General features: G+C 37.1%; 11 protein-coding genes and 1 other RNA gene. 2 read left to right on the top strand and 10 right to left on the bottom strand.

What is annotated here, in order from left to right; genetic code table 11:
- Positions 1 to 160: 160 nt before the first annotated feature.
- The 6 genes from CBF35_RS01630 to CBF35_RS01605 all read right to left on the bottom strand — a co-directional run bounded on the left by CBF35_RS01630 (position 161) and on the right by CBF35_RS01605 (position 5,959).
- Positions 161 to 361 carry a cold-shock protein gene (locus CBF35_RS01630; protein WP_126778133.1) on the bottom strand — a complete coding sequence of 67 codons (201 nt, stop codon included), beginning with the start codon at positions 359 to 361 and terminating at the stop codon, positions 161 to 163.
- Between the two features lie 243 nt (positions 362 to 604).
- The gene (typA, locus tag CBF35_RS01625) at positions 605 to 2,443 is read right to left on the bottom strand and encodes a translational GTPase TypA (RefSeq protein WP_126778132.1); all 1,839 of its coding nucleotides are present in this window, start codon (positions 2,441 to 2,443) and stop codon (positions 605 to 607) included.
- Between the two features lie 157 nt (positions 2,444 to 2,600).
- The gene (locus tag CBF35_RS01620; protein ID WP_126778131.1) at positions 2,601 to 3,371 is read right to left on the bottom strand and encodes an inositol monophosphatase family protein; all 771 of its coding nucleotides are present in this window, start codon (positions 3,369 to 3,371) and stop codon (positions 2,601 to 2,603) included.
- Between the two features lie 2 nt (positions 3,372 to 3,373).
- The gene (locus CBF35_RS01615; protein WP_126778130.1) at positions 3,374 to 3,655 is read right to left on the bottom strand and encodes a UPF0223 family protein; all 282 of its coding nucleotides are present in this window, start codon (positions 3,653 to 3,655) and stop codon (positions 3,374 to 3,376) included.
- 133 nt (positions 3,656 to 3,788) lie between these two features.
- Positions 3,789 to 5,240, bottom strand: a complete 1,452-nt coding sequence (locus tag CBF35_RS01610; RefSeq protein WP_126778129.1) for a sensor histidine kinase — start codon at positions 5,238 to 5,240, stop codon at positions 3,789 to 3,791.
- On the bottom strand, positions 5,237 to 5,959 hold the full coding sequence (locus tag CBF35_RS01605; RefSeq protein ID WP_126778128.1) for a response regulator transcription factor: 723 nt from the start codon (positions 5,957 to 5,959) through the stop codon (positions 5,237 to 5,239). The genes CBF35_RS01610 and CBF35_RS01605 overlap by 4 nt, the downstream gene beginning before the upstream one ends.
- A gap of 282 nt (positions 5,960 to 6,241) precedes the next feature.
- On the opposite strand from CBF35_RS01605, the gene CBF35_RS01600 reads away from it, so the two are divergent.
- Positions 6,242 to 7,015, top strand: a complete 774-nt coding sequence (locus tag CBF35_RS01600) for a Cof-type HAD-IIB family hydrolase (RefSeq protein ID WP_126778127.1) — start codon at positions 6,242 to 6,244, stop codon at positions 7,013 to 7,015.
- Between the two features lie 110 nt (positions 7,016 to 7,125).
- Positions 7,126 to 7,490, top strand: a transfer-messenger RNA (tmRNA) gene (gene ssrA / locus CBF35_RS01595).
- A 192-nt stretch (positions 7,491 to 7,682) separates the two neighbouring features.
- On the opposite strand, the gene CBF35_RS01590 is transcribed toward ssrA, so the two are convergent.
- The 4 genes from CBF35_RS01590 to CBF35_RS01575 form a co-directional block, all read right to left on the bottom strand.
- Positions 7,683 to 8,015 carry a phage head completion protein gene (locus CBF35_RS01590; protein WP_126778126.1) on the bottom strand — a complete coding sequence of 111 codons (333 nt, stop codon included), beginning with the start codon at positions 8,013 to 8,015 and terminating at the stop codon, positions 7,683 to 7,685.
- Positions 8,002 to 8,286 (bottom strand): head-tail connector protein, encoded by a 285-nt coding sequence (locus tag CBF35_RS01585; protein ID WP_126777901.1) that lies wholly within the window; start codon positions 8,284 to 8,286, stop codon positions 8,002 to 8,004. Before CBF35_RS01585 ends, CBF35_RS01590 begins: the two co-directional genes overlap by 14 nt.
- An 85-nt stretch (positions 8,287 to 8,371) precedes the next feature.
- Complete coding sequence (locus tag CBF35_RS01580) at positions 8,372 to 9,859, bottom strand: phage major capsid protein (RefSeq protein ID WP_126777900.1); 1,488 nt, start codon at positions 9,857 to 9,859, stop codon at positions 8,372 to 8,374.
- Complete coding sequence (locus CBF35_RS01575) at positions 9,852 to 11,042, bottom strand: phage portal protein (protein ID WP_126777899.1); 1,191 nt, start codon at positions 11,040 to 11,042, stop codon at positions 9,852 to 9,854. The genes CBF35_RS01580 and CBF35_RS01575 overlap by 8 nt, the downstream gene beginning before the upstream one ends.
- Positions 11,043 to 11,133 lie beyond the last annotated feature (91 nt).

The following is an 11,133-nucleotide window of genomic DNA, read 5'->3' as shown; positions in this document are numbered from 1 at the left end:
TTTAAACACCGCATTCTAATCAGTTTTAAAGTGACACAAAAAAGCAACTTCACCATTTCTGATGAAGCTGCCTAAGTAACTATTTATTCGACTAAATTTTAGCCATCCACACAATTTGACGTAGAGCCGTTTTTTATTAATGTGTGTTTAGTTAAACATCTTAAAGTTTAGTAACTTCTGCAGCTTGAGGGCCTCTTTCGCCTTCAACAACAGTAAATTCAACTTCTTGACCTTCTTCTAAAGATTTGAATCCGTCTCCTTGAATAGCTGAAAAATGTACAAAAACATCTTCTTGCCCTTCAATTTCTAAAAATCCAAAGCCTTTTTCGTTGTTAAACCATTTCACTTTACCTTGTTCCATTAAATAGAACCTCCAATAATCTTTACTTTGCAATTAATTATTATAGCTGTTGTCTGAAGAACTTACTTTTAACTAATAAAGGTAACTTTTTTAAACCCTTTGCTAATAATTCTTAACTACATTTTCATTATACTGTACTCCTCTAAGAACTTCAATGGCAATTTAACCGTTTTCTTAATTATCATTTTTTCAATCCAACATAAAAAAAGCCAAGACATTAAGTCCTGGCTTACAAAAATCAAATTAATCGACTTTTTTGTTTTTCTTTTGTTCTTTTTCACGTTCGCTTTTGTTTAAGATTTGTTTTCTTAAACGGATGCTTTCTGGTGTTACTTCACAGAACTCATCATCAGTTAAGAACTCTAATGATTCTTCTAATGACATTACTTTAGGTTTTTTAATAACGTTAGTTTGGTCTTTATTAGCAGAACGGACGTTAGTTTGTTGTTTCGCTTTCGTCACGTTAACACCTAAGTCATTTTCACGACTGTTTGAACCAACAACCATACCTTCGTAAACTTCAGTACCTGGTTCAACAAAGACTGTTCCACGTTCTTCAACACTCATAATACTATAAGTCGTTGCTTTACCTGTATCAACAGAAACTAAGGCACCGTTACGACGGCCGCCGATTGAACCTTTAATCATTGGTAAGTATTGATCGAAAGTGTGGTGCATGATTCCGTAACCACGGGTCATTGACATAAATTCAGTTGTATAACCGATTAAGCCACGAGCTGGGGCTAAGAAGATTAAACGGATTTGACCGTTACCAGTATGGATCATGTCTTGCATTTCACCTTTACGGTTACTTAAAGACTCGATGATGCCACCCATGTATTCTTCAGGCGTGTCAATTTGGACACGTTCAAAAGGTTCGCATTTAACACCGTCAAATTCTTTAACGATTACTTTCGGACGTGATACTTGTAACTCAAAGCCTTCACGACGCATGTTTTCGATTAAGATTGATAAGTGTAATTCTCCACGACCTGAAACAACCCAAGCATCTGGTGAATCAGTAGGATCAACTTTTAATGACACATCTGTTTGTAATTGGCTAAGTAAACGTTCTTCAATTTTACGAGAAGTAACGAATTTACCTTCACGACCAGCAAATGGTGAATTATTAACTAAGAATGTCATTTGTAACGTTGGTTCATCGATGTGCAAGATTGGTAAAGCGTCTTGTTGATCCACAGGGGTAACTGTTTCTCCAACGAAGATGTCTTCCATTCCTGAAATCGCAATTAAATCGCCAGCTTTCGCTTCGTTGATTTCCACTCGGTCTAAACCGAAGAAACCAAATAATTTTGTGACACGGAAGTTTTTAGCTGAGCCGTCAAGTTTCATTAATGACACTTGATCCCCAACTTTGATTTTCCCACGGAACACACGACCAATACCGACACGACCTAAGTAGTCATTGTAATCTAATAAAGACACTTGGAATTGTAGTCCTTCATCGCTATTATCAACTGGCGCAGGGATGTGATCGATAATCGTATCGAAAACTGGATCCATTGACGCTTCTTGATCAGCAGGATCTTCTGAGGCACTTGACGTACCATTGATACCTGATGTGTAAATAACTGGGAACTCTAATTGGTCATCGTCAGCCCCTAATTCGATAAATAATTCTAGCACTTCATCAATAACTTCAGCTGGACGAGCCGCTGGTTTATCAATTTTGTTAACTAAAACGATTGGAATTAATTTTTGTTCTAAGGCTTTTTTCAAAACGAAACGTGTTTGAGGCATTGTTCCTTCGTAAGCATCTACGACTAATAACACACCATCAACCATTTTCATGATACGTTCAACTTCGCCACCGAAATCCGCATGTCCTGGAGTATCCAAGATGTTGATTTTCGTACCTTTGTAACTTACAGCAGTATTTTTAGCTAAAATTGTAATACCACGTTCTTTTTCAATATCATTAGAATCCATTGCTCGTTCTTGTAAGTTCAAACGACCATCTAATGTATCAGATTGTTTCAATAATTCATCTACCATTGTTGTTTTACCGTGGTCAACGTGGGCTATGATAGCTACGTTACGGATATCTTCTCTTAATTTCACTTTATTATTCTCCTCACTATTTAAGCATCTGTTATGCTTTAAAACGACCGACATAATTTACTCGACTTTTCATTATACCAAAGAATCACTATGAAAAACAATAAAAAGTTTTCAGAAAAATAAAAAATATTTTAATGGACCTTTTTCACTCTTTTTTTTATGAGCGACAATGCTTTTGATAATCTGCCAAAGTCTTAGGCGTAGCAGCAATCAGCGGGACTTTTTGCCTTAAATCTAACGCTTCCCCACGTAAATCCGCTAACTCAATGCCTAACTCATCACTGAGGACTTTACCAGGCGCATAATCCCAAGGTTGTAAATAGCTAATATACGCGTTTTGATTACCTTTTAATAATTCTTTAAAACCAATCCCAGCACAGCCAGTCATCCGCACAGCTAGAGCTTCCATTGAAAAATTTTGGGTTTGGAACTTATCTTTTAAAAACATCGCTGTATTAACGCTAATAATACCTTCCTTAATACCGATATTTTCTGGCTCTTTTAATGGCTCATCATTTAGATGCACACCGATTCCTCGGCCACCCCAAACAAGTTCGTCACGCATGATTTCATAAATGAAGCCAAGTTGACCCACACCATCTTCAAAGACGGCTAACATGGTACAAAAATTATCTTGTTGTTTAACAAAATTCAAGGTGCCATCAATTGGATCAATGATCCAGACCCGACCTTTAAAATCAGTGACCTCGTCGCCGAGACCTTCTTCCCCGAGAATTTGATCGTCTGGATAATTTTCACGAATCTTTTTAACAAAAAAAGCTTCCGTTTCTTTATCAACATTCGTTACTAGATCAGCATGATTGCTTTTTTCTTCAACGATCAAAGGGGACTGAAGCTTAATTTTAATGCTTTCAGCAGCTTCATAAATCCAACTTTTAATTTCTTCGGCCATCTTTTGATTTGTCATCTTTACGCTCCCTTCATTTTAATCACTGTTCCAGGTGCTTTTTTAGCAGCTGCCACTGCTCGATACAAAGAATAACCAGAAACGGCTTCAAACTCTTTGCCTAAAGAACGCTCTTCACCAATACTTTTAACAACTTTTTTAAAGTTTCCGTGTTTTTCTAAAAATAAGCTAGCGCTCATACCTTTTTCATACAAGTCTTCCAATGCTTGCCACATATCCATAACAGCCAGCATTTCTTCTTGGGTCCACGAAATGTCTAGTGGATAACTGTAACTATCTTCCATTTTTATCACCTTTTTATCCTAGTTTATTGTCCCTAGTGTAACAAATTTCTGCTCTGACGTATATAATGAGGGACTTTTCTTTCTTACTTAAAGGAAAAGAACTATGACTTTTGTCATAGTTCTGCTTTTTAGTTTATTTTTCAAGTTCTGTTTTAGAGTCATGTTTCTCATCTGGAAAAATAACTGTAAATGTGGTTCCTTGATCTTTTTCACTGGCTACTTCAATCGACCCTTTATGTAATTTAACTAGCTGATGAACAATCGATAAACCTAGGCCAGATTCACCATACTTCGTATTTTTACGCGAGGGATCAACTTTATAGTAGCGTTCCCAAATATTAGATACTTCCTCTGCCGTCATACCAATTCCTGTATCTTGAACTTTAACAATGGTTTCTAAATAGCCCTTTTCAACAGTAATCGTAATCTCGCCATTCTCAGTAAACTGAATTGCATTTTGAATAATGTTAACTAAAATTTGGACAAAACGATCATAGTCGGCGTAGACAGACACCTCTTCTTCTGAGACTAAAGTCAGCTTATTATTTGACGCTTCCGCTTTCCCAGAAAGTTGTTGGACAATTTGTTTTAAGGTTTCTGTGGCACTAAATTTTTGAATGACCATACTAATTTGATTCGTCCGGATTTTTTCATAGTCTAAGTTCTCATTGACTAAGCGAATTAAACGAGTGGTCTCATTTCGCATCAATTGAATACATTTTTCTTCTTGGTCTTTAGGAATAGCGTTGTAAGCAATCCCTTCCAGCAAACCGTTGATCGTCGTTAATGGTGTTCGCATTTCATGGGCGGCATCAGCCATAAATTGACGGCGGCGATCTTCTTGCCGCTGAATTTCTTCGTTAGATTCCTTTAACGCGCTAGCCATGACATTGAAATCTTGAGCCAATTCATCTAATTCATCATTGCCTTTAACTTCTAAATTGACATCAAAATTTCCTGAAGAGATTTGACGAGTCGCTTTTTTCATGCGATTGATCCGGTTGACTTGGAATTGGGCAATCACATAACTAAAGATCAAGGCAATAATACTTGAAATTAAGAAGCCTTTAAACAAGTTTTCCGTTAAGCCCCGCATACTATTTTCAATGGTTTTAATTGGTTGGGTAACAGCAATTGCTCCCACAAAACGATTGTCTGTGCCATCAAATAAAAATAGCGGTTGGACAATCATTGCTTGGCGATTACCTGGACCTTTACCACCGGTTTCAACGATTCCACGAATAACTTCTCCCTCAGTCACTCGTTGCCAGTCTTTCTCACTAACAAAGCTCATCTTTTGACCTTTAAAACCTTTTGGGTACTCTAATTTCTTTTCAACATTAGCATAGTAAAAGGAAACATCTTGCGTTTTCATGATTACTTCGACTAAATTAATATTCAATAATAAGTTTTCTGGCGCTTCTTTACTGATTTCTTGGACACTCTTAGCATAGCCTTCCATTTGCTCATAATTACTGACCATTACCGTTTGTTTTGTAAATTGGGTGAAAGATATTCCAACGACAATTAAGATTGTTAAAATAATTGCCCAGAAAGCAATCATTTGTTGAAAAAGGTATTTCATTGAGCCTCGACTCCCGAGTCATCGAATTTGTAGCCAACACCCCAAACAGTTTGAATGACTTGGGGACCAACTTTTTCGATTTTTTGTCTTAATTTTTTAATATGGGCATCGACAGTTCGTTCATCACCAAAGTATTGATAATCCCAAACCATCTCTAATAACTGCTCTCTTGAGAAAACTTGCCGCGGTTTCTTAGCTAGTGTATATAACAAGTCAAATTCCTTCGGTGTTAAACCTTCGATTGGTTGATCTGCTAAATAAGCTTCCCGGGTTTTCGTGTTCATTCTAAAGTGATCCGTTGTCACGTCAAAACCAGCGGCTTCACTTTCCGTTTGTGAGGCACCTTCAGCTAGTTCCACCCGGCGATGTAAAGCTTTCATCCGAGCGATTAAAGTAATCGGACTAAAAGGTTTCGTCACATAATCATCGGCCCCCATTTCCAAGCCAATGACTTGATCGCTTTCTGAATCTCGGGCTGTTAACATAATAATTGGGACTGTACTTGAGACTTTGCGAATTTCCCGACAGACGGAAACGCCGTCCATTGTTGGTAAATTTAAGTCTAGGGTTATCATATCCCAGCTTTCCGGCTCTGCTGAAAAGGCCTCTAACCCTTCTTTACCGTCGTATTTGAACGTTGCATCCCACTTTTCATTTAAAAAAAACATTTGCATCATTTCTGAAACTGACTCGTTATCTTCTATCATTAGTACTTTCATTTATGCCATCTCCTCTACTTTTAACAACTTCGTTATTTTAATTATACTATAGTTAGGAGGGTAAAATAAACTCTTCACAACTTCTTCCCAAAGCTTTCGATTATTCCCCTTATTTAAGCGCCTTTCTCAAGGTTTAGCTCTGCTAGACTTAGGGATTTCAAGAAATCCTCAGGTTTATTATCTTAATCTAGCGATTTCACGTTTTTTTTGCTACTATTAAGAAGGTATTAGGCGACAATTAGGTCGTTTAATCGTTACTAAGCATTTAAAGGAGACTCATTCATGGAAAAAGTTAAAGGGATCGCTTTTTTTGATTTAGATGGAACGCTGTTAAATGAGCATTCTGACGTAACAATCGAAACAAGTCAAGCGATTATTCAACTACAAGAAAACAATATTATTCCAGTGATTGCTACTGGTCGAACAAATTTAGAAGTCAAAGAAATTAGTGCCCGTACAGGCATTGACTCATTAATTACGATGAATGGCCAATACGTCCTCTACGAAGGCAAAGAAATTTATAGTGATTTTATTCCTAGTGACGTTAGCCAACGTTTATACGAACAAACCCAAGCTTTAGGCCATGAAATTGGTTATTACACTCCAGACTTAATTAACGTCTCTAATCATAATGAGATAGTCAAAAAAACTTATGCCTTTATTCATTCTAATTTACCTGAAGTTAATAAAAATTTACATTTAGAACGCGATTTAAACATGCTTCTCGTTTTAGGCCAAGGCCATGATGAGCTTTATGCTGAAAACTTTCCAGAGTTAACTTTCTTCCGTAACACCCCTTACTCGATAGACGTCATCAACAAAGGCGGTTCTAAAGGTAAAGGCGTCCAGGAATTTGTTAAAGCTTTAGGTCTTGAAGGCGTCCCTACTTATGGTTTCGGTGATGGTCCTAACGACATCGACTTACTAAAAGCCTGTGATTACCGTATCGCCATGGGCAATGCCCGACCTGAATTAAAAGAAATCGCCACTTATGTTACAACGAGTCACCGGGAAGATGGGATTTTAAGAGCTTTAAGACAGTACAATTTAATTTAATTGCTAGACTTTTTTCTCAACTCCTGCTATTTGCTTTCTTAAGACTTTCAAATAACAGTAAATTATGCTATACTTTCGTAGTACACATCTCGTACACCCTTTTAATTTAAGGGGGCGTTACGGATTCGACAGGTACAGTTTGAGCTTGAATGGCGCTTCGTAGGTTACGTCTACGCTAAAACGTTAACAGTTAAATATAACTGCTAAAAACGAAAACACTTTCGCTCTAGCTGCGTAAAAACAGTTGGCGAAGATCCTTCCGGCATCACCCATGTGCTCGGGTCAGGGTCTCAAATTAAGTGGGATACGCTAAATGTTTCCGTCTGGAATGTTTAGAAGAGATTATCAGGCTAGCGAAGAAGACTGTTTGTTTTGTGTCAAATCTCTTAGCGAAACCTTAAACACAAAACTATGAGCGTAGAAGTTTAAGTGTCGATGTGCTTGGACGCGGGTTCGACTCCCGCCGCTTCCATTCTGTGAAGTTATGCGTTAGCATATGGAGTTAAAACCCTTGATATATAAGGGTTTTTTATTTTATCTTGTTCACTGGTTATCATCTATTAACAACAAATGGCATTTAAAATGGCATTTAATTATGGCATTTAGTAATTAAAATTAGCGTTGTGGGAGGCAATTTCATTAATCCGATTTGGGTTATTTTTTTTTGCTAACTATATTCCTTCCCAATAATCACATCAAATTCTTTTCTGCTTGTATCTGGGTTATACGTCACAATATTATAGTCTTGTTGCTTCCATCTTATTTTTAATTTATTTGTTATAATAATAGGTTGACCACTTCTGATTACAAATGTAGTCGTTCCCTCGTATGCCGTTCCATTATTTACATATATATCCTTTATCATACTTGTTTTAATCATTGCCCAACATGAATGTAAAATTATTGGCTCATCTTCGCCCGGCTCGAAACCACCACTTGGTTTTATTTCTAATATATCAATCCTTTCATTAAGCTCACTAACGTTATTAATGAGTGCCATAATAAGCACCTCGCATTTGTTGAATCATAGCTTGTACAGTGACTGGTAATCGTTCACTACTGGCTTCTTGACGGTTCAAATACCAATGTTGGACTAATAAACTGACAGACCACTCGAATTGCTCGTAGCCCTCTATAACGCCTTCTTTATCGCTCGAATCAATGGCGCTAATAACATATTCTTTAGCCGTCATGATTAAACCTTCAATCATTTTATCGTCCATCGTGTGATCAATTCTTAAACTGTTTTTAATATCTTGTAATTCTAACATATTAATCTCCTTTCAAATGCGGCGACATCGCCACATATAGATAATCAAATAAAGGTGCGTACCGCTAAGTACACACCTTATTTTTTTATTCGCCTACTGCTGGGGTAAATTCAATATAACGTGCCGCTTCTCCATCTATTTTCTTGTAGTCATTACGGACAATGACCGCTAGACCTTGAGAGTAGTAATCAAATTTCTCCCATTGAGTTGTTACTTGGTTACGTCTGGCCACGAATACCGCTTGTTTTAAGTCACCCATAATCATTGGGAAAGCTTTACCATTGTTAGCTAGTTGCTTATCACTTACAACTAACATAGGCGACCCAAACAATGAGTAGCCACTTGGTGATGTGACATCAGGCTGTAAGATATAACGTCCGTCACTATCTTTTAGTGTGTCCAAGTGATTAAAGCCTGTTTGGTTTGTCATAATCATTTTATTTAACGCTGGATCAAGTTCCACATTGTAAACTTTCTTTAAATCATCTAAACTTGCTGCGGGTACTTTTTTGAATGTTTTAAGCAAGTCAATGATATGCTTGTTGTCAGTATTATCGACTAACTGAGTGAGTTGAGCTTTCACTTCTGCCACAATATCAACTACGGCGTCTTCTACCACTTCATTGGATAAGGCAATCTTGCCTGCTCGTGTTTCAACTTTGTAATCAACTTGCGTAAACATATCAGCGTCAATGTCTGCAATTTCTGCTAGTTCTGCTTTAGTAGCTAAGATGGCTTGTTGATTAGTTGCTACTGGGTACTTCCCTTCACCATTTGAGACTTGTTTCACTGTCACGAATTGGGCTAAGTTCGTTGTGGCACGTTTTAGGTCAAAGACTTCACCGGTTACATCTTTTGGAATAACCACGTCCGTATTAATGGTAGTTAAGCCGTCTCTTACTTCACCGTGTGAACGGATATAGTCCTCAAAGCTTCTTAATTCTGTTTTTTCTGTGTCAATTAATGTTTTTTTCATAATAATTTCCTCTTTCTTTTTATCTGTATTTTTTGTTAAGAACTGATCATATGACCGAGTGTCTACTTTTACATTGGTGTCATCATAGGCTGGGACGGTCACAATGGAACACTCCCATAAGGATTGAATTGAATTAACTTTTCTGATAACTTCACCATCACGTTTTTCAAATTCATCCCCATCTTCACCTACTTTAAAACCAAAACTCATAGAATCAGTATTACCTGCTTTGATATTTTCATACACATCATTGGCATAACTTGTATTAGGAAGTGTCGCTTCAAATTTCAAGCCTGTTTCATCTACTTCTAGCTTCAATGTACCGTTCTTGACTCTAGCTAGTGGTTTAGAATAATCATGCCCCACTAATAAAACCACATCAGATAAATCAGTGTCTTTTAAGGCATCTTTTGTGATAACCTCTTGAAACCCTCCTAAATCTTTACTAGGTGTGTCAAACTTCAACGCATACCCATTAATCATCTTCCCCTTTTTTTCGGGATCACTCTCTGCTGCCGTTTCGTCCGGTACAGCTGCTTCTTTTGATTTTAATTCTGCTTCATCTGTTAACCGTTTTTCTTCTACTTCTTTACTCATCTACTGTATTCTCCTTTCTAAATTGGTAAGTGTCTAAGTTGTCCAAATGCGTGTAGTTTAAGCTAACTAGTAGCCTGTCTCCGCCATCTGCTTTTGGCAACCCTATCTTTTTACGCCCCTCATTAATGGTTAAGAGTGAGCCTTGTACTGCCTTAATTGTGGTTTCTAAGACTGATTGCGGGTCAGTTTCAAGTAAACGATCCGCATTAAAACGGACACTCAACTTTTTATCATCTAATAACTTGCTTCTAATTTCTGTAGTGAAGACCGAGAAGAAATGAATGAGCGTATTTTGCAAGTACATTAAATTAGCTTGAACATTACTTGAATGTTGCTGCTCCACTCCCAAACGATCAGTACTAATGCCAAACACTTTAGCAATTTGTTTAGTCGTCCAATCATTAGAATTTACCAGCTTTAACACTTCTGTATTAATCTCTAATGTTTTATAGTCCATCGTTTCATCTAATATGATGGTTCGTAATGAGTTTTCGCCATCGTTTGAGCCGTTAGCTTCTTCAAATTTCTTTCTGATTGCTTCTTTAGCCTTACCATCTAAGTCCGACTTATGAACGGTTAGAATACCGCTGCCGTTTACGCCTTTAGAGAAGAAATTATACAAGGTATTGTTCCCTGCTTCTTGGACATTCAACTCATCTTTTAAACTGTGTAAAGGTGACAACCCAACAATCCCATCTTGTGAGAAATACTTGAAATGTAACACATCATGGGCAGCTAATTTTATACTGGCAGTGCCTTCTTTTTTCTCATAAGTCAGTGTGCCATTTTCATTTTGAATTAAACTTACTTCTGAATTAAGCAACAATCGTAGTTCAGCAACTTCTTCACCATTTCGGATAATTTCAGCAAAACTATTACCGTTTAAAAGCATATTAGCTGCTAAAGCAAACTTAAAATGCCATCCGTCCATCAATTGATTAGGTTTAACATTAATCAAATAAGATAATTTTGCTTCTTCCTCTACTAAACCACTTTTGATAAGTTGTAACTCACTTGACGCAATGTCACTGGCAATCACTTTAATAGCTGTAAAAACGTCACTGTTTCTTAATGCCCGAATACTTGTAAAGTCTGATTGATTGTCACTTGTCAGACTAACCACACTATCAAGAAATGGATCGCCTGTTGTTTTTTTTATACTTCTTGCTTTAAAAAGTGCCACGTATTTACCTCCTTTCTTAATAATTGTTTAATGTTAACGCAACGCCTATGAGTGTTATCCCTAGTGCCAACAAGCCCCATTCCATACTTGT

This window comes from Vagococcus salmoninarum (assembly GCF_003987495.1).
Taxonomy (GTDB): Bacteria; Bacillota; Bacilli; order Lactobacillales; family Vagococcaceae; genus Vagococcus_D; species Vagococcus_D salmoninarum.
Note: the sequence above shows the minus strand (reverse complement) of the source record. Positions and strands in the feature narration are given on the sequence as shown.

What these genes read in the sequence shown, in the direction of transcription:
- CBF35_RS01630 (WP_126778133.1), bottom strand. Translation starts at nt 361, where the DNA reads ATGGAACAAGGTAAAGTGAAATGGTTTAACAACGAAAAAGGCTTTGGA.
- CBF35_RS01620 (WP_126778131.1), bottom strand. Translation starts at nt 3,371, where the DNA reads ATGACAAATCAAAAGATGGCCGAAGAAATTAAAAGTTGGATTTATGAA.
- CBF35_RS01615 (WP_126778130.1), bottom strand. Translation starts at nt 3,655, where the DNA reads ATGGAAGATAGTTACAGTTATCCACTAGACATTTCGTGGACCCAAGAA.
- CBF35_RS01610 (WP_126778129.1), bottom strand. Translation starts at nt 5,240, where the DNA reads ATGAAATACCTTTTTCAACAAATGATTGCTTTCTGGGCAATTATTTTA.
- CBF35_RS01605 (WP_126778128.1), bottom strand. Translation starts at nt 5,959, where the DNA reads ATGAAAGTACTAATGATAGAAGATAACGAGTCAGTTTCAGAAATGATG.
- CBF35_RS01600 (WP_126778127.1), top strand. Translation starts at nt 6,242, where the DNA reads ATGGAAAAAGTTAAAGGGATCGCTTTTTTTGATTTAGATGGAACGCTG.
- CBF35_RS01590 (WP_126778126.1), bottom strand. Translation starts at nt 8,015, where the DNA reads ATGGCACTCATTAATAACGTTAGTGAGCTTAATGAAAGGATTGATATA.
- CBF35_RS01585 (WP_126777901.1), bottom strand. Translation starts at nt 8,286, where the DNA reads ATGTTAGAATTACAAGATATTAAAAACAGTTTAAGAATTGATCACACG.
- CBF35_RS01580 (WP_126777900.1), bottom strand. Translation starts at nt 9,859, where the DNA reads ATGAGTAAAGAAGTAGAAGAAAAACGGTTAACAGATGAAGCAGAATTA.